Origin of the sequence: Micromonospora sp. NPDC093277 (genome assembly GCF_044765245.1) — a bacterium.
GTDB lineage: Bacteria > Actinomycetota > Actinomycetes > Mycobacteriales > Micromonosporaceae > Micromonospora.
This window is the reverse complement of sequence record NZ_JBIWJO010000006.1, coordinates 321816-342957: the sequence shown is the minus strand read 5'-3', so window position 1 is coordinate 342957 and position 21142 is coordinate 321816. Positions and strand designations below refer to the sequence as shown.

Below are 21142 nucleotides of genomic sequence, written 5' to 3'. Positions count from 1 at the left end.
GCGCCGTCAGAAGCGCACCTGGACGGGGGCGCGCTCGCCGTCCGCGGTCTCGAAGAAGTCCTTCGCCCGGAAGCCGCCGACGCCGGCGATGATGTTGGTGGGGATGGACTGCACGGTGGTGTTGAAGGTCTGGACGGCACTGTTGTAGAACTGCCGCGCGTACGCGATCTTGTCCTCGGTGTTCGCCAGCTCGCCCTGCAACGCCGCGAAGTTCTGGTTGGCTTTCAGGTCCGGGTACGCCTCGGCGAGCGCGAAGAGCCGGCCGAGCGCCTGGGTCAGCACGTTCTCGGCAGCCGCGCGGTCGGCCACGCCGGGCGTACCGGCGGCCGTGATCGCCCCGGTACGGGCGGTGACCACGGCCTCCAGCGTGCCGCGCTCGTGCGCCGCGTAGCCCTTGACCGTCTCCACCAGGTTGGGAATCAGGTCGTACCGGCGTTTGAGCTGGACGTCGATCTGTGCCCAGGACGCCTGCACCTGGTTGCGCTGCCGGACCAGCCGGTTGTACGCGGCCAGCGCCCAGCCGATCACGACCACCACGAGCAGGCAGAACAGCCCGCCGACAATTCCCAGAATGACGCCACTGCCCATCTGTGACTCCCACATTGGATCTTCGTGTCCGCATCATGATGCGGGGGCGCAATCGGTAGCCGCATGCGGCTGTCAGCCATCGGACTGCCGGCCGCGCAAGATTTCCGAACGCTGTCCCGCCTGACACCGCGCCGGCCGCGGCGGGTTGCCGCCGTCAGCTTCCCAACTGTCACGAGCATGAGCAGCCGAGCTGCCCGGCGCCATCAGGCGAACGGGTGGCCGGGCCTGATTGCCGTCCCGACCGCCCCTGGACGAGCGGTCGACCATGGCTACGAGCCATGGCCAATTCTTTTGCGCATCTCGATTTCCCGGTTCCTGACCTGCCGCGGAATCTAGGCGTCCACCTGGGCAGGGTCATCAGCCGTCCAGCCGAGTGTGCTCCGGGAAAGATTCATCCTATGATCGCTCAACTCAAGATCGGGTGACCCCCTCACCCTCTTTCGAAAGGCCCGGAATGCAATCCAGGATGGGCAGACGTTCCCTCATCGTCACCACCGCGACCAGCCTCGTAGCGGCATTCGGTGCAATCCTCGCGCCAAGCGCCGCGGCGGCCGACGGTCCCAACCTCAGCTATGTCGTCAACGCCCTCGGCAAGGCGCAGACGGCCGACGCGGCCGCCGCGGTCACCGAGGCCGGCGGCCAGGTGATGGCCTCGTACGCGCAGATCGGCGTGGTCATCGCCCGCTCCACCGACCCCGCGTTCGCCCAGAAGGTGAAGTCCGTCGCGCACGGCGGTGCCGTCCACTCCGCCGGCGCCACCCGGACCGCCGCGCTGCCCGCCATGACGGACGAGACCGCGGAACTCGACGCCTACGAGCCGGACGCCATGGAGAACGCGACCCGGCAGAGCGACATGATCCTCATCGGGGCGCGCGCGGCCCACGAGGTCAACCTGGGCAGCTCGACGGTCACCGTCGGTGTCCTGGACGACGGGATCGACGCCAACCACCAGGACCTCGCCCCGGTGGTGGACCAGTCGAAGTCGGTGAACTGCGTCGGCACCGGCGCTCCGGACACCACGCCGGGCGCGTGGCGGCCCACCAGCATCACCGCCGACTACCACGGCACGCACGTCGCCGGGACCATCGCCTCGGCGAAGAACGGCGTCGGCATCGTCGGCGTCGCGCCCGGCGTGAAGCTGGCCTCCATCAAGGTCGTCAACCCGGACGGCTTCATCTACCCGGAGTACGCGATCTGCGGCTTCGTCTGGGCGGCCGAGCACGGCATCCAGGTCACGAACAACAGCTACTACATCGACCCGTGGCTCTACTGGTGTGAGAGCCAGGCCGACCAGGCTCCGATCGTCGAAGCGGTCCGGCGCGCGGTGGACTACACCACCGAGCACGGCATCCTGAACATTGCCGCGGCGGGCAACGAGAACCAGGACCTCGCCAACAAGACGGTCGACACCACCAGCCCGGACGACACCAATCCGGTCCGGCGCACCCTCGACCCGAGCTGCCTCGACCTGCCGGCGGAACTGCCCAACGTGGTGTCGGTGTCGTCGACCACCCAGCCCGCCGCCCCCGCGAACGCGGTCGGGCCGTGGTACCCGGGCCTGACCACGCAGCCGGCACGCTCGTCGTTCTCCAGCTTCGGGCTCGGGGCCGTGGACGTGGCCGCTCCCGGATCGAGCATCTACTCGACCTCGCCGTCGACCGGGGTGGCCAGCTACCGGACGCTCTCCGGCACCTCGATGGCCTCCCCGCACGTCGCCGGCGTCGCCGCGCTGCTGGCGTCGAAGCACCCCGGGGCCACTCCCGACTACCTCGCGGAGCTGCTGCGCAAGCAGGCCATCCCGCTCGCCTGCCCCACCTCCGGCACCGACTACACCCAGGGCCGGTGCAAGGTTGACCCGAACAACCCGAACGTCAACGGCTTCTTCGGGTACGGACTGGTCAACGCCTACAAGGCGGTCACCGAGGCCGAGGACGTGACGGCGCCGACCGTCAAGGTCACCGGGGTCGGCCAGGGTGAGCAGATCACCCTCGGCAATCCGGTGACTCCGGGCTGCGCGACCACCGACAGTGACAGCGGCGTCGCCGCGGAGGCCACGCTGTCCGTCACCGGCGGACCGGCCGTCGGATACTTCACCGCCACCTGCTCCGGCGCTCGCGACCGGGCCGGCAACAAGGCGGCCCCGGCCAGCGTCACCTACCAGGTCGTCTACGACTGGCGCACCTTCGGGGCGCCGGTCAGCGCCGACAAGGTCAACGCCGTGAAGGCCGGCAGCGCCGTCCCGGTCAAGTTCGGCCTCGGTGGCGACCAGGGCCTGGGCGTTCTCGCCGCGGGCTTCCCCAAGCTTCGCGCGACGACCTGTGACACGTCGGCCACGCAGGAGGTGGCCGTGGAAACCGTCACCGCGGGCGCGAGCAGCCTGACGTACGACCCGGCCAGCAAGCAGTACCAGTACGTCTGGAAGACGGACAAGTCCCTGGCCAACACCTGTGGGCGCCTGGAGGTCACCCTCATCGACGGCACCACCCACTCGGCCGCCTTCTCCTTCAAGTAGGACTCAGCGCCACCACGGCGGTCCGGGGCCTTCGGCCCCGGACCGCCGTTGCCTCAGCGATGCCCGGCCCCGCCCCGCGCCGATCGGGCCCGGTGGCTCAGCGCGGCGACTGACCGGCGAGGAAGTCGGCGAGCACCCGGGTGTGGGTGGAGAAGGCCAGCTCGACCGGCTCGGTGACGACCAGCCACTCGGTGGCCTCCTCGGTCGGCGTCGACGGCGGGAGGTCCCCGATGGCCCGCTCGGGCAGCACACCGAAGACCATCATGGTGCCCCCGGCCGGGGCCCCGTGCACCGCGAACAGCCGCGCCTGCCCGACCTCGGCCAGCAGGCCGGTCTCCTCGCGCAGCTCCCGGACCAGCGCCACGTCCCACTCCTCGCCGTACTCGATGAAGCCGCCGGGCAGCGCGAGCTGGCCGCGGGCGGGCTCGATGTCCCGGCGGACCACCACCACGCCCAGCCCGGTCGGCGTCCGCACCGGCAGCACCGCCACCGCGACGGGCAGTGGGTTGCGCCAGACCGTGCCGCCGCAAGCCGCGCAGACGCGCGGCCAGCCGGCCTCCGCCTGGTAGGCGGCGCCGCAGTACGAGCAGTACGAGTATGGTGCGACGGTCACGCCGCAGCACGTTACCCGGTCAACCATCTCACGGCGATCGTCGCTGCCCTGCGGCCCGGGAGTCGCGCAGCGCGGCGCGGGCGTCCATCAGCGCGAAGCCGAGCAGGTTCTCGCCCCGCCACCGTGCCGGATCGGCGGCGCGCGGGTCGTCGGCGGCCAGGCCGATGCCCCAGATCCGGTCCATCGGGCTCGCCTCGACCAGCACCCTGTCCCTGGAGCCGAGCAGAAAGCGGCCCAGCTCCTCGTGCTGGCCGAACTTGGCCACGTTGCCGGCCACCACGATCTCGTACCGGCGTGCCGCCCAGGTCTCCTCGTCGAAGCCGCGCACCTGCCGGCCGAGGGCCTTCGCCTGCTGCGGGTGCCCGGCGGCGAGGACGCGGTCGGCCAGCTCCGCGTCGCCGAACAGAATGGCTTTGTGCCACATCATCCAGTGTTCGGCGGTGGCGTACCCACGGCCGTCCACGGTGAACGAGGCGGGCCACCACTGGCTCAGGCAACCGGCGCCGATGCTGCCGTCGCGCTGCGGGCGGTGACCCCAGAAGTGCAGGAGTTTCACCCGCCGTCCAGATCGGACGGTCGCGACGAGTTCGGCGGCGGATCGGGGCGACATGATCGGCAGTCTGCCGGAGGGCACCGACATTCCGCCTTCGCGTTTCGTCCGGCTCGAATCCGGTGGCCCGGCGGGTGCCGCCGCCGATAGCCTGCGCCGGGCGTACGGAGAGGAGGAGCGACGGTGGAGACCATCACGCTGTGGCGGCCGACCGGGCCGGAGGAGTTGGCCCTGGTCGAGGCGTCCGAGTGGCGGGAGTGGCCGCCCCGGCTGCCGGACCAGCCGATCTTCTACCCGGTGCTCACCGAGGAGTACGCCGTGATGATCGCCCGGGACTGGAACGTCCCGGCCTCCGGCGTCGGGTACGTCACCCGGTTCGCGGTGGAGCGCGACTTCGCCGCCCGCTACCCCGTGCGCCAGGTGGGTGGCCGGGACATCCGGGAACTGTGGGTGCCCGCCGAGGAGCTGCCCCTCTTCAACGCCCACCTCGTCGGCCCGATCGAGGTCGTCCACAAGTTCCCCACCCCCACCCCCACCCCCACCCCCACCCCCGCCAGCTCGCGCTGATCATGGAGTTGTGGTCGTACCCGAAAGCGGCTAATGCCGCGAAACACCTGCCACAACTCCATGATCGGCGGTGTGGGCGTGGGCGTGGGCGGGGGCGGGGGCGGGGTCAGCCGCCGAGGCGGGCGGCGACGGCGCTGCGTAGTTCGGGGAGCCGGGCGTGCAGCAGGCCGGGGCACTGGGTGTCGTTGAAGTCCTTGTGCCCGTAGATCTCGCTGGACGCGATGCCGTACTGCTGGCAGGTGAACGCGCAGAACCACACCAGACTGTCCCAGAGCGCCTTCGGCGGCTGTACGTCGAGGTAGATGCCGTCGTTCTCGATGCCGATGGCCTGGCTGTTCTGCCCGACGCAGTGCGCGCCCTGGACCATGGTCTGCCCGTGCAGCAGCGCGTACAGGCTGCCGTGCCGGCCCTCGGTCAGGTAACCACCGCGGCTGTTGGTGAAGTGTTGCCCGGAGTCGAGCCAGCCGTTGGTGTCCATGTGCAGGTTCTGGATGTCACGCGAGTTCCGGTAGGCCTGCGCCAGGCTGTAGTCGGTGGTGTTCGGGAACGCCGTGTGATGGACGATGATCTTGTTGGGGCGGCTCTGCACCACGCTCACGTTGGTCGAGGGCGGGCGGGCGCTCCAGGTGGCGCAGTTGGCGATATCCGGCTGGTCGACCCGGGTGGCGACGGCCTGCGCGTCGTGGTTGCCGAACTGGGTGATCGCGGTGGCGCCGGCGGCGGCGCCGAGCAGGACCGCGCCGCGCAGCACGGCCCGGCGGGGGACGGGAACGGACATCAGGGCCTCCTCATCGGGACGGACGCCGCCGGTGGCGGGCGGCTGCTCCGGGGCCGGCGTGGCGTCGGAGACGCCGAGCCGGAGTGGCCGGAGGCTGCCCGCCACCGGAGCGGGTCAGCAGGTTCCGTTGCAGGCCAGAACCTTGAGCCGGTCCAGGGTGCCGTTCCAGACGTTCTGGTCACCGGGGAAGGTGCCCGAGTCGGCCCACTGCCAGAAGGAGTAGACGCCCCAGCCGGCCGGCAGGGTGCCGACGCTGCTGGAGTAGCGGGCGATCCAGAGCGGGTTGTTGGCGGCGAACTGCGAGGTGTTGCCGGTGCAGGTGCTCCACCAGTCGGTGGTGGTGTAGATGGTGGCCCACCGGCCGGTGCGCGTGTGGTACTGGTTGACGAACGAGGCGATCCAGTTGCGCATCGACGCCTGGCTCAGCCCGTAGCAGGTCGCGCCGTACGGGTTGTACTCGATGTCGAGGGCGCCCGGCAGGGTCTTGCCGTCCTTCGACCAGCCGCCGCCGTGGGCGATGAAGTAGTCGGCCTGGGCGGCACCGGTGGAGACGTCCGGCCGGGCGAAGTGGTACGACCCGCGGATCATGCCGACGTTGTACGAGCCGTTGTACTGCTGGGCGAAGTACGGGTTGGTGTACCCGGTGCCCTCGGTGGCCTTCACGTACGCGAACCGGGCGCCGTTGTTCCAGGCGGCGGACCAGTTCACGTTGCCCTGCCAGCTGGAGACATCCATGCCGGGCAGGCCGGCCGGCGCGGCGCTGGCGGGCGCCGCGCCGACCAGGGCCGAGGCAGCCATGGCGACGGTGGTGAACAGGGCGGCGCCGGCCGTGCGCAGCGCCGATCGCAGGGGACGCTTCATTTTTCCTCCCTGGGGGTAGCCGCGATGCGGCAGTGAAAGGAACTGTCAGTATTAGGTCACAGGTTGGAGACAAATTTCAATAGACGCATGGAAGATCATCTCTCAAACTTGCGGTGTCGTCCGTGCTAAGCCGGCCAGACGGCCCTCGATCTCGCAGGCGCCGGCTCAGCGCGGGCGGGAGAGGAGGCCCGCACCTGCTCGCGGGCGCGGTCGAGTCAGCCCGCAGCCGGCGGCGGGACGGTGATGGAGCGCTTGAGGATCTTGCCGGTGGGTCCCTTCGGCAGGGCCGGCACGATCCACACCTCGCGCGGGTACTTGTACGCGGCGAGCTGCCCCCGCACGTGCTCCCGCAGCTCCTCCGGGGTGGCGGAGGCCCCGGGGCGCAGCGCGACCACCGCCACCACCTCCTCGCCGAGGGCCGGGTGCGGGGTGCCGAGCACCGCCGCCTCGGCGACGGCCGGGTGCTCGTAGAGGACCTCCTCGACCTCACGCGGGTAGACGTTGAAGCCGCCGCGGATCACCAGGTCCTTGGTGCGGTCGACGATGCGGTAGTAGCCGTCGGCGTCCCGGGTGCCCAGATCGCCGGTGCGGAACCAGCCGTCGGCGATCGCCTCGGCGGTCGCCTCCGGCCGCCGCCAGTAGCCCTTCATGACGTTGTGCCCGCGGATCACGATCTCGCCGACCTCGCCGGTGGCGGCCGGGGTGCCGTCGGCGGTGCGCACGTCCATTTCCACGCCGTCGATCGGCGTGCCGATGGTGCCCGGCTTGCGTGACCGGTCCGGATGGTTGAACGAGGCGACGGGGGAGGTCTCGGAGAGGCCGTAGCCCTCCAGGATCACGCAGCCGAACTTCTCCTCGAACCGGCGCAGCAGGTCCACCGGCAGCGCCGCCCCGCCCGAGACGCAGGTCCGCAGCGCGGACAGGTCCGGCTCGTCGTCGCCGGCGGCGGCCAGCAGCGCCGCGTACATGGTCGGCACTCCGGCGAAGACGCTGGCCCGGTCGCGGACCAGGATCTCCAGCGCCTGCGCGGCGTCGAAGCGGGGCAGCAGGACCAGGCAGGCCCCGGTGGCGACCGCGCAGTTCAGCGCGACGGTCTGGCCGAACGAGTGGAACAGCGGCAACGCGCCGAGCATCACGTCGTCGGCGCCGAGCCCGAGCAGCGTCGCCCCGGTGACCTCCACGTTGCGGCGCAGATTGTCGTGGGTCAGCTCGGCGCCCTTCGGCTGCCCCGTGGTGCCGGAGGTGTAGAGGATGACGGCGGTGTCGTCGCCGGCCCGCTCGGCCAGCTCGGCCGCCGGCTCGTACCCGGCAAGCAGCGCGGCGAGCCCGTCGGGCGTCACGACGGTGCTCACCCCGTCGGCCCGGTCGACGCCGGCCTGCTCGGTGGTGTGCCAGGCGAGGATGCCGCGCGCTCCGGAGTCCTCCAGGTAGTAGTCGACCTCCCGGGGCTTGAGCAGCGGGTTCATCGGTACGACCACTGCGCCGGCGCGCAGGATGCCGTAGTAGCCGACCGCGAACTCGGGCACGTTCGGCAGCATCAGCGCCACCCGGTCACCGGGGACCACCCCCTGCGCCCGCAGGTAGGCGGCGCACCGGGCCGAGGCGTCGTCCAGTTCGGCGTAGCTGACCGTCCGGTCGCCCAGCCTGAGGGCCGGCCGCCGTGGGTCACGGGCGGCCGAGTCGACCAGGATCGAGGCGAGGTTCATCGTCTGCTCCTTCAAGCACCGTTCAGGTGCCGGACGATACCGGTACGGCCCGCCGGAGCGGACCGGCCCGTACGAGTCGGCGTCGACCCGGCCCGAGGGCGGCGCGGACATCCGGGGAAAACCCGATCCCCAAGACGTGATTTGCGGATCAGGTTTGGGTAGAGTGGCGCAGTGCGGAACGGAGTACAGGCCCAGGTGCCGGTGCTGTACGTCGCGGACACCGACGTCACGCGACGCTTCTACGAGCTCTTCGGCTACGCGGAGCTGCGCTGCGGCGGTGACGGTGGGTCCCGCTGGTCGTACCTGCGGTGCGGAGAGCTGACCCTACTGCTCGCCGCGATCACCCCACGCCTGATCACCGTCGAGCTGCCCCTGCTCATCTACCTCTACGTCGACGATCTGGCCGCGACGGCCGACCGCCTCACCGCCGGTGGGCACAGCGTCGAGCGGGCCGGATATCCCGAGCACGCTCCGGGTGGCGAGTGCCGCACCACCGACCCCGACGGCAACGTGGTCGTTTTCGGACAGCATCGGGCCGTACCCGAGCAGGCCCGCGGCCCCAAGGACGGCCGGCAGACCGGGTTCTCGTTGATCCGCGAGGCCGCGCGGGTCAGCCAGCGGGACGGCGCGCCGGCCCGCTGCCAGATCGGCGGCCCGCGCGGCGAGGCGTGCGCGGCGCCGGCCGAGGTGAAACTCGCCGACTCCTGGGGCGACACGGTGTGGGGCTGCCTGGCCCACGCCGACGAGACCCTGCTCAGCGCGCGGGGCGCGTTCCTGGCCAGCGAGGACGGGTCGGGACTCAGCGCGTTCCTGCGCGCCCGGCAGGCCCAGCCACACCACACGGCACCGGGCTGAACCGCCTCAGTGCCGCTCTTCCGGACCCGGCCGAGGCGCGCCGCCCTCGGCCGGCGGGGACTCGGCGGCCCGCCCGGCCGTGTTCTTCGTCCGCCCGGGTGATCTGGTCGCCGTCCCGGCTGAATCCTTCGCCGTCCCGGGTGCCGCCTTCGCCGGCCCGCCCGCCTGCTGTGTCGGCCCGGACGGCTGTTGCGGGACGATGTCGATGGCGGTGAACGGCTCGAAGAGCCCCGCCTGACGGTCCCGGTCCCGCATCAGGTCGGCGCTCCACCGCGCGGCGGCCTGCCGTTCCGCGGCCATGTGCCGCCGGGCCCGAGCCAGCTCCTCGCTGATCGTCTTCGCCTCCTCACCGCCGGCGGGGTCGTCGACGAACTCCTTCGCGATCGTCACCCAGCGGCGGTTCAGCTCCTCGGCGTACCGGGCCCGCTTCAGGTACAGCTCGTACTGGCACTCCAGCTCGATCATGCGTTCCCAGTACGGCCGCAGTGCCTGCCGGACCCGCTCGTCGTGGTGTACCCACACCTCCGGTCGGCACTCGACGGTCATGCCGCCGTGCGTGTACCGCCACGGTCCCTCCTCGGCGAACGCCGCCTGCAGGGCCACCTCCAGGTCGCCCGCCCGGTGCGGCGCCAGGTCGCGGGCCCGGTCCGCCGCGGCCCGCCGCAACCGCTGGATCACGGCCGGCAGGAAGTAGCGCGCGTACCAGGTCAACGTCTCCGAGCGCAGGCCGGTCGCCGACCAGGTGAGCACGGCCCGGACGCCGAACGTGAACATGTGTCCCTTCGCGGCGACGGTGATCGGGCCCGTCCTCTCCCGGAACTCGACGAGCTCGTCCGACGGGGGAGACAGCACCTCGCCCTCCGCCGCCGCCTGCAGCCGCCGCCACGCCGGCAACAGATGGCCCCACAGCGTACGCCTGGCCGCCACCAGGCGTGGGCCCGCTCGGCGGACCTGCTCCCACCCCCGGTCGATCCACCGTGGCCGCCGGCTCGGCGGGTTCGCCTTACCGCCCGACACGTCGGTCATGTCACCCCTTCTCCGCACCGTCAGCCGGTGCCACCCTCCGGCGGCGGGTGACTGGTCGAGGGGTGTCGCGCGTCGGCGCGGACCAGCCGGGACGTGTCGACGACGACGAACGTCGACCCACGCTAGCAAGGGGGACGGCCAGCCGCCCGCAGCCGCGCGGGCACACCTGGCCCGGCCTCAGCCGAGCAGGGCGAGGAGGCGGCGCAGGGCCGGGTTTGTGCTGTCGCGCGGCCAGGCCAGGGCAACGTCCACGGTGGGCGTCGGCGCGGTGAAGCGGCGTAGCCGTACGCCGCGCAGCCGCAGCGCGCGGGCCCGACCGGCGGGGACGGCCGCGACCACATCCCCCTGCGCGACCGCCCGCAGCAGCTGCTCGTCGTCCGGCTCCTGCCGGACGAGCCGGAACCCGCCGTGCGGCCAGACCTGGGCGATCGTGCGGTCGAACATGCCGGGGCCGTTGTCGCGTGGCCACATGACGGCGGGCAGGTCGACCACCTCGGCCCGGCTGACCCGGCGCCGGCCGGCGGCGAGCGGGTGCCCCGCGGGCAGTGCCAGCAACAGCTCCTCGGTGTCGACCGTCCGGCAGGCCAGCGCCGCTTCGTCGACCGGCGGGCGGACGAACGCCGCGTCGAGCCGGCCGGCGAGCAGCCCGGCCACGTTCGGCGCCGTCCAGGCCGTCTCCGGGACCACCTCGACCTCCGGGTGGGCGGCCCGGAACCGGGCGACCAGCGCGTCGACCCGGCCGCCGCGCGCCGACCGGGTGTACGCCAACCGGAGCCGGCCACCCCGCCCGCGTACCAGATCCCGGATGCGGGCGGCCCCCGCGTCCACCTCGGCGAGCAGCCGGGTGGCCTCGTCGGCGACCCGCGCCCCCACCTCCGTCAGGGTGCAGCCCCGGCTGGTCCGGTGCACGAGTGGCACGCCGAGCTGACGCTCCAGGGCCCGGATCTGCTGGCTGAGCGCGGGCTGGGCGACGCGCAGCCGGGCGGCCGCGCGGGTGAAGTGCAGTTCCTCGGCGAGCACCGCGAAGTAGTGCAGCCGCCGCAGGTCCGACCAGGCGTTCAGGGCCGGCGGGTCGTCCATCGATCGATGATAAGCGCCGCTTATCGCCGGCTGGCGGATCCGTCTTGGACGGCGGCCCGCCGAGACGGCGACGATCCGAGTCCAACGGCAGCGAGGGGAGCGGACGATGACGGCGACGACGGATGTGGTGGTGGTCGGTGGTGGGGTCGTCGGGCTGACGGCGGCGGTCACCCTCGCCCGGCGGGGCGCGCGGGTGACCGTGTTGGCCGCCGACGACCCGGCGGACACGGTGTCCACGGTCGCCGCCGCGGTCTGGTATCCGAGCCACACCGACCAGGACCCGCGGGTGCTGCGCTGGGCGGGGGAGACGCACACGGAGCTGGGCCGCCAGGCGGCGGACGGGGTGCCGGGGGTGGTCGACCGGCCGACCCGGATGCTGCTGCGCCGGCCGTACGCCGGCCCGCCGTGGTGGGCGGAGGCGTGCGGGGACCTGGTGGCCGAGCCGGCGCGACCGCCGTACACGGCGCTGCTGCGGTTCACCGCGCCGACGGTGGAGATGACGCCGTACCTGGGCTGGCTGCGGCAGCGGCTGGAGGCCGGCGGCGGCCAGTTGCTGCGCCGTCGGGTGCGGTGCCTCGCCGACGCGTTCGACACCGCACCGGTGGTCGTCAACGCGACGGGACTGGCCGCCGGCCGGCTCGCCGCCGACCCGGCCGTGCAGCCGGTGCGCGGTCATCTGGTGCTGGTGGCGAACCCGGGGCTGACCGTCTCGGTACGCGACGAGGACGACCCGGCCGGAATCACGTACGTGCATCCGCGCCGGCACGACGTGGTGCTCGGCGGCACGTACCAGCCCGGGGTGGGGCACACCGCGCCCGACCCGGAGACGGCGGCGGCGATCCGCCGTCGCTGCGTCGCGCTGGTGCCGGAGCTGGCCGACGCGCCGGTGCTCGGCGAGCGGATCGGGCTGCGGCCGGCCCGGCACGGCGGCCCCCGGGTCGAGGTGGACCCGGACCCGGCGGGCCCGCCCGGCAGCCGGCTCGTGCACGCGTACGGTCACGGCGGGGCGGGGGTCACCCTGTCCTGGGGGTGCGCCGCCGAGGTGGCGGACCTCGCCCTCGGCGGCTGAGCAGCCGGCCGCCCGTCCGCCGTCGACCGGGTGGAGCCGTCGGCTACCGTCGATGATCGCCGGCGGCCGTACCCGTTCCGGTGTTGATCGACCGATCTGCACGCCACGGCGGCTCCGTCGTTGGGAAACTACACCGGTGGGCGGACCTGAGAGAGCCCCGGCCGGGCCAGGGGGTTCGGCCGGGGTGAGGGCGAACGGCGACAGCCGTTGGTCGCGCATCATCATGCTCGGCGCGCCAGGCTCCCGGGGGACCCGTCTGGAGCTCTTCTACGACCTGGTCTTCGTGTTGGCGTTCCTCAATGTCACCCACCTGACCGCGAGCCACCCGTCCTGGATCGACCTCTACCGGGCCCTGCTGGTGCTGGCGTTGCTCTGGTGGTGCTGGACCGGATTCGCCGGTCTCGGCAACATGGTCCGCACCGACCGGGGCGTGCTGCCGGTGATCGGCTTCGTCACCGTGGCCGGCATCTTCCTGCTGGTGCTGAGCATCCCGCGGGCGTTCGTCGGGGAGTCCGTGGGGCTGAACGGCCCGCTCATCTTCGCCGGCTGCTACTTCCTGGTGCGGGTCTCGCAGCTCGCCGTCTTCGGCTGGGTGGCCCGATCCGACCCGGCCGCGTTCCGGCGCTGGCTGAAGCTCGCCGCCGTGGCGGCGATCGCCACCGCGCTGCTGGTCGCCGCCGGGCAGGTGCCGCATCGGGTCGCCGAGCACTCTCAGGCGACGGGGCTGCAGCTCGGGTTCTGGACGGCGGCGGTGCTGGTCGAGTACGTGGCGGGCATCGCGCTCGGCGGTTCGTACTGGGCGGTGCTTTCCGCCGGGCACTGGGCGGAGCGGCACGCGCTGATGATCCTGATCGCGCTCGGCGAGTCGATCATCACGCTGGGGGTGGGATGGATGGGGGCCAGCGCGCCGCCGCTGACCGTGCCGGTGATGACCGCGGCGGTGCTCGGCATCGCGACCGCCGCAGCGCTCTGGTGGGCGTACTTCGACACCCTGGCCTTCGGGGTCGAGCAGGTGCTGCACCATGCCCGAGATCCGGCCACCCGGGCGCGACTGACCCGCTACGCCTACACGTACCTGCACCTGCCGATGATCACCGGGATCATCTTCTTCGCTCTCGGGCTCAAGGATCAGCTCACCGAGGCGGCCGAGCCCACCACACCGGCCTGGGGCGCGCCGCTCGGCGGCTTCCGGATCATCGTCCTGTACGGCGGCGTCGCGCTCTATCTGCTCAGCCTCGCCGCGTGCGCGTACGTGGCGCTGCGGACCGTGCACTGGCCGCTGTTGGGGGCGGTGGCGGTGATCGCCCTGGTCGCGGCGGCGGCGGCCCGGCTGCCGGAACTGGTGGCGCTGGTGATGCTGGCGGCGCTCTGTATCGCCGCCACCGCCGTGGAGACCCTGCGTGAGGACGGGCTGCGCCGTCGGATCCGGGGGCTCGCGCTGGAGGAGCAGGTCGCCGTCGAATCGGCGGAGAGCGACTGGCGTCGACGCCACCTGTGACCGTCCCGGACGGTGCCCCGAAGCACCGGGGGCACCGCCCGCGCCTACGGCTGTGTCAGCTCACCGTGACGGTGGCGGTGGCGTCCATCGCCCCCGCCCGTACGGCGATCCGAACCGTTCCCTTCCGAACGCCCGTCAGCGTGCCCGACCGGATGTCGAGCACGGCGATGATCTTGGGGCTCTTGAGCGCCTGCGACCGGGCCTTGTCGTCCTCGACGACCGCCAGGTTCGCGTCGCCGGCCCACGTCACCGACATCGGGTAGCGCAGCGGCACGTTGCGCCCGCCCTGGCCCTCGTCGACCGCGTTGGCCGTCACCTGCGCGGTCTCGCCGGCCGCCACCTGCTCCGGCGTGTGCAGTTCCACCCGGGTCAGCACCGGCCGTACGTCCGCCCGGAACCAGCCGAGGCCCTGCGGGTCGATCCGGCCCGGGTTGACCTTCGCCCGGCTCGGGTCGATCGTGACCAGCGACCAGGCGGCGAACCCGCCGTGGCCGGCGTCGCCGTAGGGCACCTTGCCGACCACCGGCGCGTTGAACTCCAGTACGCCGTCGGCCCGCCGGACGTGCGCGGTGTGCGCGTGCCCGGTCACCAGCGCGACCTGCTTGCCGGAGCTGGCCCGGAAGTCGGCCAGCCACTGCTCCAGCAGCTCGGCCTCGTACGGGTCGGACAGCTGCGACGCACCGGTGCCGGTCGGGTCCAGCACCGGGTGGTGCGTGGAGACCACCACCGAGGAGATCGAGGGATCCGCCTTGGCGGCGTCCAGCTGCTCCCGCAGCCACGGCACCTGCGACCAGTCGGAGAGTCGCAGCGAGGCGAGGGTGCTGTTGAGCAGGATGAACCGGGTGCCGGCGTGGTCGAAGACCTGCCGGGTCGGGCGCCCGGTCGAGGCGGTGAACTGGTTGAGCGTGCCGCCGGCCGTCGCCCCCGACTCGTGGTTGCCGACCGCCCAGTAGAGCGGGATGTCGGCCGGTACGTGCTCGTCGAGCAGCCGCTGGAACAGGGCGAAGTCCTGCGGCCGGTTGGTGTCCACGGCGTCGCCGGAGAGCAGGATGAAGTCCGGCTCGGCCGCCACGATCTCGTCGATCGCCCGGGCGGTCTGGGTGTACGCGTACGACGTGGTGCCGCCGTCGGCGTTGACGTGCGTGTCGGAGAGGACCGCGAAGTTCCATCCGGACTGGCTGTCCGTCGGCACGCCAACCTGCTCGCGCACCGCCGGGTCCGGCTGGTCCGGTACGTCCGGCACGTCCAGCGCCACACCGACGCGCGCGTCGAGCAGCGCGAGGTCGAGCTGGCCGGCGTCCCGCTTGGTGGTGTCCGTCTCCACGATGTAGATCCGGTTGACTGTGATCGGCGCGCTGAATCCGGTCGGGATCAGGCCCTCGACGCGCTTCCAGCCGGTCCAGTCGACCTCGGCCGCGAACGTGAACGGCACGTTCGTCGAGCCCTGCGCCTGCATCATGGCCCGCATCCAGTGCTTGTGCCCGTCACCCTTGATCCACAGAGCGAGGCGCTGGGCGCCGTCCGGGACCACCAGCGGGGTCTTCGCGACCGCGTACGCCGCCGAGGTGCCGGCCGCCTGGTTGGTGTAGTCGTAGGTGAGCCGCAGGCCCTTCTCGCCGGGCGCCGCGCCGGGACGGTCACTGGTGTCGACCGTGGTGACGCTCGCCTTGGCCAGCACCGCCGCCGACGACCACTGGCTCGCGTCCGCCAGCGACGACATCCGCACGTCCGAGAGGCCGATCGTCACCGGGATGCGTAGCACGTGCCCCTGCACGGTGGCGGTCACGATGGTGCCGCTGCCGGAGGCGGTGTCCAGGCCGCTGATCCGCACCGTGCCGTTCGGCTGGGCGCTGATCTCGAGCACCGACTTGTCGTAGTCGAAGGTGAGGTCGCGCGGCTCGATCGGCGCACGGAAACCCTCCGCGTCGACGCCCGTGACGGTGACGTCCCGGTGGTCGCCGGGTTCGAGGGCGAGCGCCTGCACGTCGGCCTCGAGCTGGTCCAGGTCACCGAGCACCCGCAGGTCGACCTCCTGCCGGATGCCACCGGACCTGGCGACGAGTTTGCCGCTGCCACTGTGGAATCCGCGCAGCCCCCGCTCCGCGTCCGGCTTGACCAGGCTGCCCGGTACCGACTGCCACTTCACGCCGGCCAGCGGTGCCGGCCCGTACATCTCGTCGTAGCCCGCGGCGGCGACGTCGCGGGACAGGCCCGGGAAGACCCGGTCCGAGCGCAGCCGTACGTCGATGCCGCGCAGCTCGCCGCTGCCCTTCGGCGCGATCAGGCCGATGCCGTTCGGCACCGGACGCTGGGAACCGTCGGACGGCACGTTGGTGACGCTGACCTGCGAGTCGCCGTGGCGGCGGGTCACCAGCTGGGTCGAGCCGCCGCCGTCGAGCATCACCGCGTCGACGGCGCCGATCGCCTTCATCCGGTCGGCGAGCTCGTAGGCGGTCAGGCCACGCGAGCGGCTGGAGCTGCCGTCCGCGACGTACACGAGCAGCTTCCCGTCGGCGGTCCAGCCGACGGCGGTACGCGGCTTGAGCGCGGGGTTGTTGGTGTCGTTCGGGTTGATCGGCTGGGTCACGCCGTCCCGCAGGAGCACCAGGTGCGCGCCGAGCGCCAGCGAGTACGGGTTGGGCGCGTCGGTGCGGGCGTGGTAGTCGACCGTGACCGGCGTACCGAGGGCGGTGCCGGCGAGTTCGTTGGCGAGGCTGCCGGCGGCGAGGAGCACGTACCCGTCGCTCGGTACGGGCTCGGCCGTCTTGGCCCGGCGCACCTCGGTGACCTTGCCCTGCCTGATGACGAGTTCGGCAACCGAACCGCTGCTGCTGACGTAGCCGCGGTCGCCCGGGCCCCACTTCGGCGTGTAGAGCACCGCTGAGTTGGCGGGTACGCCGTTGCTGTTCAGGCCGCCCAGCTCGAAGCTGCGGGTGCCGACGGTGGCGGTGCCTTCCAGGAACATGTTGGTGATCTGGCCGACGCCGTCGGCGTCGAGCCCGACCATGGCGCCGCCGGAACGGTCGGCCTTGATCAGTTCGCCGTCCTGGACGGCACCGCCGATCGGCGCGTTGGTGCCGTTGATGGCGAAGAAGTCGCCGTTGGTGCCGGCGACGGCACGGGAGGCGTCCGCCAGTTCGGTGGGCACCAGGGCGCCGCTGACGCTCTCCGCGAGCAGCTTCGGCTTCGTCGGGCCCTTGAGGTCGGTGGTGAGCAGGAAGCTGTCCACGAAGCCGCCGCTGTCATAGCTGCGGTCGCGGCTGAAGGTGACGCCGGGGGCGAGTTCCTCGGCGCTTTGGCTGACCGGCAGCCAGGGAGTGTCCGCAGCCGCCGGTGCGGCGGCGGCGACCATCGCGCCGTCCTCGGGCGGTACGGGTACGACCGGACCGCTGGGCGGGCGATGTCCTTCCTTCTCGTGCTCGTGATCGTGATCGAGGGCAGAGGTGTTGGCATAGGCGGGCAGCGGGCCGGCGCCGGGCAGCGCACCCGGAGGTGTGCTCAGCGGTGCGGCTACCACGGCGAACACGGCTAGCAGCCCGACAGGACGGGCTAACCGTCGGCGCGAGGGATGGCGTGTCATGTTGGGAACATAGGCCCCTATTCACCCTTGTCGCACGAAACAGTTGGCGAACTTTGATCTCTGTGTCGTTTCTGCGGGCGTGGTCAGCCGGTGCCCGCACGATCCGACTTCAGCCAGGCGGCGACGGGATTGCGGAGGGTGCCGACCAGTTGCAGGGCGGCGGAGGGGTCGGCCAGGTCGACCATCTGCTGGTTGTCGCGCAGCTGGAGCCGGTTGAGGCAGGACAGGGCGAACTCGTCGGCGAACAGGTCGTACCGCCGGAACCGGTCGGCCAGGTGGGGCACCCGGTCGCGGTAATCGGCGGCACAGCCGGCCACGGTCCCCCAGAAGGTCGCCTCGGCGAGCACACCCTCGGTGGCGAGCAGCGCGCCCAGGTGCCGGAGGAAGCAGTCGAACACGTCCGTGAAGATCGACAGTAGCCGCATCTCCTCCGGCACGTCCGCCTGGATGCGGCGTACCGGCTCGGGCAGCGTCACCGCCGGGTCCATCACCACGATCTCCTCGGCGATGTCCTTGAAGATCACCCGTGCCACACGTCCGCCGTCCAGCACCAGGATGACGTTCTCGCCGTGCGGCATGAACGCCAGGTCGTACGCGTAGAAGGCGTGCAGCAGCGGGACCAGGTACGCGTCCAGGTAGCGGCGCAGCCACTCCTCGGCGGACAGTCCGGACTCGGCGATCAGCGCGGCGGCGAGCGACCGGCCATCCCGATCGGTGTGCAGCAGCGACGCCATGGTGGCCGGCCGCTCACCCGGCCGCAGGTTCGACACCGGACTCTCCCGCCACAGCGCGGCGAGCATCTTCCGGTAGGGGGAGTACCGGTCGGTGGCCGCCTCGAACTGCCGGTGCCGGTAGCCGATCGCGGCGCGTTCCCGCAGGATCGTCAGTCCGGTGGACCTGATCAGGTCGTCTCCGTCGAGGAGGTCGGCGAGCCAGTCGTTGATCGCTGGGGTCGCCGCCATGTACGCGGCGGAGAGTCCACGCAGGAAGCCCATGTTCAGCACGGACAGTGCGGTCTTGACGTAGTGCCGGTGCGGCGCGGTGACGTTGAAGAAGGTGCGGATGGACTGCTGGGCCAGATGCTCGTCCGGGCCCTCGCCGAGGCAGACCAGCCGGCGGGCGGCCACCTCGCCGGCGAAGGTGACCGAGATCCGGTTCCACCACTGCCACGGGTGCACCGGGAGGAGCAGGTAGTGGGCCGGGTCGAGACCGAGGCCGGTGAGGGTGGCGGCGAAGCGGGCCAGGGTCTCGTCCCCGAGCTCCAGCCGGATGTGGGTGTCGTAGTCCAGGTCCGCGGTGCAGGTGAAGGTGGCGTGGTCGCGGTGCGCGGCGAGCCAGAGCAGGCGGACCGGCCGGCCGGCCTCCGGGGCGTAGCGGTGGTAGTCGCGGATGCCGAAGCCGAGCCGTCCGTTGTTGGCGACGAAGCAGGGATGCCCCTCGGTCATGCCGGTCTCGATGGCCTGGAAGTCGGCTCGGGCCAGCTCGGCGGCGGGCACCGGCGGCCGGCTGAGCTTGTACGCCGTCCCGGCCAGCGTCGAGGTGACCTCTTCGAGGTAGACGGGCAGCACCTGGTCGGACAGGCCGAGCGTGCCGCGCAGTTCGGTGCAGAGGTCCAGGGCATCCACCGGTAGCTCCCGCCCGCCCCGGTGCCGGGTGATGCTGTCCGGGTGGACGTGCCAGTGCTCCAGGGTGAGCACCTGTGCGGTGAACCGGTACTCGACGGTGCCGTCGTCGCTACGCACCACGTACCGGTCGGCTCCGATCGGCTCGGGGGTGAGCAGCCGCTCATGGGCGAACTCGGCGAGTGCCTTGCGGACCAGCAGTCGGTTGGCGCGGTCCCAGTGCTCGGGGGTCAGGTGGGTGACCGAGCGGTCCGGGGCGGGCGACAGGTCGGGAGCGGCGGACGGGACGGGATTCACGCGGGGACTCCTCCGGGGGTGGCCGGACCGCCGGTGGTCAGGCCGGTGGCGTTCTCGAACATGGCGCGGGTGCAGACGCTGAGCAGGGCGTCCTTCTCGGGTTTGGCGATCGGGCCGACGACGGTGAAGCCGACAGCCGCGTTGAGGGCGTGCACCGCGCTGTTGCGCACGTCCGGTTCGACCACCACCCGCCGGGTCGCCGGGTCGGCGAAGAGCCAGGCCATGACGGTGGTGATCACGGCGAGGGTGAAGCCGCGGACCGGCGTGTCGGTGGGTGCGCAGAGGAAGTGCATGCCGACGTCACCCTCCGCCGCGTCGTACCGGCCGACCAGCTCGACGTGCGCCGGGTCGTACCGTTCGGCGAGGAAGGTCGGGCGGTCCCGCCACAGGCCGACGAAGGCGTCGTGGTGCGGGTGGGCGTGGATACGCCGGTACTCGTGCGTGACCTGGGCCGGGTCGGCGTCGAGCATCATCCAGAAGGCAGCCTTCGGGTGGGTCACCCAGCCGTGCAGCAGCGCGGCGTCCGCGTCCGGGTCGAGCGTACGCAGGGCGAACGCGCCGTGCCGCCGGTCGGTCCGGCGGTACACGACCGTCGTCACGACGCCGTTCCCGCCGGTACGCCGAACTCCTGGAACGCGATGCGCCGCTCGATCGGGTAGTGCTCCCGGCCGGTCAGCGCGCGGATGATCCACGAGTTGCGGTACGGGCCCATGCCCAGGTCGGGTGAGGTGATGCTGTGGGTGTGGGTGCCGGCGTTCTGGAGAAAGACCTCCCGTCCGGCGTGGTCGACGGTGTAGTTGCGGGCCACGTCGAAGCGCCCGTGGGCGTCCTGGCGGAGCCGGTCGCGCACCGGTTCCAGGAACTCCGGCATCTGATAGCGGTAGCCGGTGGCCAGGATCAGCCCCTCGGTTTCCAGGGTGAGGTCCCGCTCCTGCTCGACGTGGCGCAGGTCGAGCGTGTAGTGCCCGGTCGACTCGTCGTACCGGGCGTTGGTCAGCTCGGTGCTGGTGAGCAGCCGGGTGCGTACCGGCCCGTCCAGGCTGCGGGCGTAGAGCAGGTCGAAGATGTCGTTGATCAGGTCGGAGTTGATCCCCTTGAACAGGCCCTTCTGCTCGGACTCCAGCCGGTAGCGGGTCGGCTCGGGCAGGGCGTGGAAGTAGTCCACGTAGTCGGGGGAGGTCATCTCCAGGGTGAGTTTGGTGTATTCGAGGGGGAAGAAGCGCGGCGACCGGGTCACCCAGTTGAGCTGGTAGTGGTGGCTGTCGAGGTCGGTGAGCAGCTCGTGGTAGATCTCGGCCGCGCTCTGTCCGCTGCCGACGATGGTGATGCTCTCCTTGGCCCGCAGCGCTTCCCGGTGCTCCAGGTAGCGTGAGTTGTGGATCGCGTCGCCGCCGAGCCCGGCGCAGGCGGACGGCAGATAGGGCGGGGTGCCGGTGCCCAGCACCAGGTGCCGCCCGCGGTATTCCACCGGTTCGCCGGTCGCGCCGTCCGTGGCGCGGACGGTGTAGCCGTCGTCGTGGTGCTCCACCGAGGTGACCTCGTGGCCGAAGCGCAGGCCCGGCAGCTTGCCGGCCGCCCAGCGGCAGTAGTCGTTGTACTCCCGGCGCAGCGGGTAGAAGCTCTCCCGGATGTAGAACGGGTAGAGCCTTCCGGTCTCCTTGAGGTAGTTGAGGAAGGAGTACGGCGAGGTCGGGTCGGCCAGGCTGACCAGGTCGGCGATGAACGGCGTCTGGAGCCGGCTGGACTCCAGCAGCATTCCGGGGTGCCAGTCGAACTCCGACCGGGCCTCCAGGAAGACACCGTCCAGGTCGGCGATCGGCTCGGCCAGGCAGGCCAGCCCGAGGTTGTACGGGCCCAGGCCGATCGCGACGAAGTCGTGGGTGGTGGACATGCGGCTCTTTCTCCAGGGCGCGGGACGCGGGAACGGGGGACGCGGGCGG

Annotated in this window: 17 protein-coding genes; 5 read left to right on the top strand and 12 right to left on the bottom strand. The window is 71.9% G+C overall.

Annotated elements, in window-relative coordinates; translation table 11 throughout:
• Positions 1-6: 6 nt before the first annotated feature.
• Complete coding sequence (locus ACIRG9_RS16040) at positions 7-588, bottom strand: LemA family protein (RefSeq protein WP_402855760.1); 582 nt, start codon at positions 586-588, stop codon at positions 7-9.
• Between the two features lie 466 nt (positions 589-1054).
• Between ACIRG9_RS16040 and ACIRG9_RS16035 the strand changes: the two genes are divergently transcribed.
• Positions 1055-3100, top strand: a complete 2046-nt coding sequence (locus tag ACIRG9_RS16035; RefSeq protein WP_402855758.1) for a S8 family serine peptidase — start codon at positions 1055-1057, stop codon at positions 3098-3100.
• A gap of 97 nt (positions 3101-3197) precedes the next feature.
• Here ACIRG9_RS16035 and ACIRG9_RS16030 read toward each other — a convergent pair whose 3' ends face one another.
• Both ACIRG9_RS16030 and ACIRG9_RS16025 read right to left on the bottom strand, forming a co-directional pair.
• Positions 3198-3713, bottom strand: a complete 516-nt coding sequence (locus tag ACIRG9_RS16030; protein ID WP_402855755.1) for an NUDIX domain-containing protein — start codon at positions 3711-3713, stop codon at positions 3198-3200.
• Positions 3714-3741: 28 nt separating this feature from the next.
• A complete protein-coding gene (locus tag ACIRG9_RS16025; RefSeq protein WP_402855752.1) occupies positions 3742-4323 on the bottom strand; it encodes an NADAR family protein in 582 nt (193 codons plus the stop codon).
• Positions 4324-4446: 123 nt separating this feature from the next.
• On the opposite strand from ACIRG9_RS16025, the gene ACIRG9_RS16020 reads away from it, so the two are divergent.
• Complete coding sequence (locus tag ACIRG9_RS16020; RefSeq protein ID WP_402855749.1) at positions 4447-4830, top strand: ADP-ribosylation/crystallin J1; 384 nt, start codon at positions 4447-4449, stop codon at positions 4828-4830.
• A 106-nt stretch (positions 4831-4936) separates the two neighbouring features.
• On the opposite strand, the gene ACIRG9_RS16015 is transcribed toward ACIRG9_RS16020, so the two are convergent.
• From ACIRG9_RS16015 to ACIRG9_RS16005, 3 genes are all read right to left on the bottom strand, one after another.
• Complete coding sequence (locus ACIRG9_RS16015; RefSeq protein WP_402855746.1) at positions 4937-5608, bottom strand: peptidoglycan recognition family protein; 672 nt, start codon at positions 5606-5608, stop codon at positions 4937-4939.
• 114 nt (positions 5609-5722) lie between these two features.
• Positions 5723-6469, bottom strand: coding sequence for a lysozyme (locus ACIRG9_RS16010; RefSeq protein WP_402855743.1), 747 nt, complete (start codon positions 6467-6469; stop codon positions 5723-5725).
• A 215-nt stretch (positions 6470-6684) separates the two neighbouring features.
• Positions 6685-8175: a long-chain fatty acid--CoA ligase gene (locus ACIRG9_RS16005; protein WP_402855740.1), complete on the bottom strand. Its 1491-nt coding sequence runs from the start codon at positions 8173-8175 to the stop codon at positions 6685-6687.
• 171 nt (positions 8176-8346) lie between these two features.
• Here ACIRG9_RS16005 and ACIRG9_RS16000 point away from each other — a divergent pair, with 171 nt between their 5' ends.
• Entirely contained in the window at positions 8347-9030 is a 684-nt protein-coding gene (locus ACIRG9_RS16000; protein WP_402855738.1) for a VOC family protein, read from the top strand.
• A 6-nt stretch (positions 9031-9036) separates the two neighbouring features.
• On the opposite strand, the gene ACIRG9_RS15995 is transcribed toward ACIRG9_RS16000, so the two are convergent.
• Positions 9037-10056 (bottom strand): hypothetical protein, encoded by a 1020-nt coding sequence (locus ACIRG9_RS15995; protein ID WP_402855735.1) that lies wholly within the window; start codon positions 10054-10056, stop codon positions 9037-9039.
• Positions 10057-10233: 177 nt separating this feature from the next.
• On the bottom strand, positions 10234-11136 hold the full coding sequence (locus ACIRG9_RS15990) for a LysR family transcriptional regulator (protein WP_402855733.1): 903 nt from the start codon (positions 11134-11136) through the stop codon (positions 10234-10236).
• A gap of 106 nt (positions 11137-11242) precedes the next feature.
• Between ACIRG9_RS15990 and ACIRG9_RS15985 the strand changes: the two genes are divergently transcribed.
• Positions 11243-12205: an FAD-dependent oxidoreductase gene (locus tag ACIRG9_RS15985; protein ID WP_402855730.1), complete on the top strand. Its 963-nt coding sequence runs from the start codon at positions 11243-11245 to the stop codon at positions 12203-12205.
• A gap of 223 nt (positions 12206-12428) precedes the next feature.
• Complete coding sequence (locus ACIRG9_RS15980) at positions 12429-13703, top strand: low temperature requirement protein A (protein WP_402856084.1); 1275 nt, start codon at positions 12429-12431, stop codon at positions 13701-13703.
• Positions 13704-13758: 55 nt separating this feature from the next.
• Here ACIRG9_RS15980 and ACIRG9_RS15975 read toward each other — a convergent pair whose 3' ends face one another.
• The 4 genes from ACIRG9_RS15975 to ACIRG9_RS15960 all read right to left on the bottom strand — a co-directional run bounded on the left by ACIRG9_RS15975 (position 13759) and on the right by ACIRG9_RS15960 (position 21093).
• Complete coding sequence (locus tag ACIRG9_RS15975) at positions 13759-17229, bottom strand: phosphodiester glycosidase family protein (RefSeq protein WP_402855727.1); 3471 nt, start codon at positions 17227-17229, stop codon at positions 13759-13761.
• A gap of 137 nt (positions 17230-17366) precedes the next feature.
• Positions 17367-19202 carry an IucA/IucC family protein gene (locus tag ACIRG9_RS15970; RefSeq protein ID WP_402855724.1) on the bottom strand — a complete coding sequence of 612 codons (1836 nt, stop codon included), beginning with the start codon at positions 19200-19202 and terminating at the stop codon, positions 17367-17369.
• On the bottom strand, positions 19199-19801 hold the full coding sequence (locus ACIRG9_RS15965) for a GNAT family N-acetyltransferase (protein WP_402855721.1): 603 nt from the start codon (positions 19799-19801) through the stop codon (positions 19199-19201). Before ACIRG9_RS15965 ends, ACIRG9_RS15970 begins: the two co-directional genes overlap by 4 nt.
• Positions 19798-21093, bottom strand: coding sequence for a lysine N(6)-hydroxylase/L-ornithine N(5)-oxygenase family protein (locus tag ACIRG9_RS15960; protein ID WP_402855718.1), 1296 nt, complete (start codon positions 21091-21093; stop codon positions 19798-19800). The genes ACIRG9_RS15965 and ACIRG9_RS15960 overlap by 4 nt, the downstream gene beginning before the upstream one ends.
• Positions 21094-21142: the final 49 nt, after the last annotated feature.

Coding starts and splice junctions, on each gene's coding strand:
- ACIRG9_RS16005 (WP_402855740.1), bottom strand. CDS start 8,175: ATGAACCTCGCCTCGATCCTGGTCGACTCGGCCGCCCGTGACCCACGG.
- ACIRG9_RS15995 (WP_402855735.1), bottom strand. CDS start 10,056: ATGACCGACGTGTCGGGCGGTAAGGCGAACCCGCCGAGCCGGCGGCCA.
- ACIRG9_RS15985 (WP_402855730.1), top strand. CDS start 11,243: ATGACGGCGACGACGGATGTGGTGGTGGTCGGTGGTGGGGTCGTCGGG.
- ACIRG9_RS16040 (WP_402855760.1), bottom strand. CDS start 588: ATGGGCAGTGGCGTCATTCTGGGAATTGTCGGCGGGCTGTTCTGCCTG.
- ACIRG9_RS16010 (WP_402855743.1), bottom strand. CDS start 6,469: ATGAAGCGTCCCCTGCGATCGGCGCTGCGCACGGCCGGCGCCGCCCTG.
- ACIRG9_RS16035 (WP_402855758.1), top strand. CDS start 1,055: ATGGGCAGACGTTCCCTCATCGTCACCACCGCGACCAGCCTCGTAGCG.
- ACIRG9_RS16015 (WP_402855746.1), bottom strand. CDS start 5,608: ATGTCCGTTCCCGTCCCCCGCCGGGCCGTGCTGCGCGGCGCGGTCCTG.
- ACIRG9_RS15960 (WP_402855718.1), bottom strand. CDS start 21,093: ATGTCCACCACCCACGACTTCGTCGCGATCGGCCTGGGCCCGTACAAC.
- ACIRG9_RS15990 (WP_402855733.1), bottom strand. CDS start 11,136: ATGGACGACCCGCCGGCCCTGAACGCCTGGTCGGACCTGCGGCGGCTG.
- ACIRG9_RS16025 (WP_402855752.1), bottom strand. CDS start 4,323: ATGTCGCCCCGATCCGCCGCCGAACTCGTCGCGACCGTCCGATCTGGA.
- ACIRG9_RS15980 (WP_402856084.1), top strand. CDS start 12,429: ATGCTCGGCGCGCCAGGCTCCCGGGGGACCCGTCTGGAGCTCTTCTAC.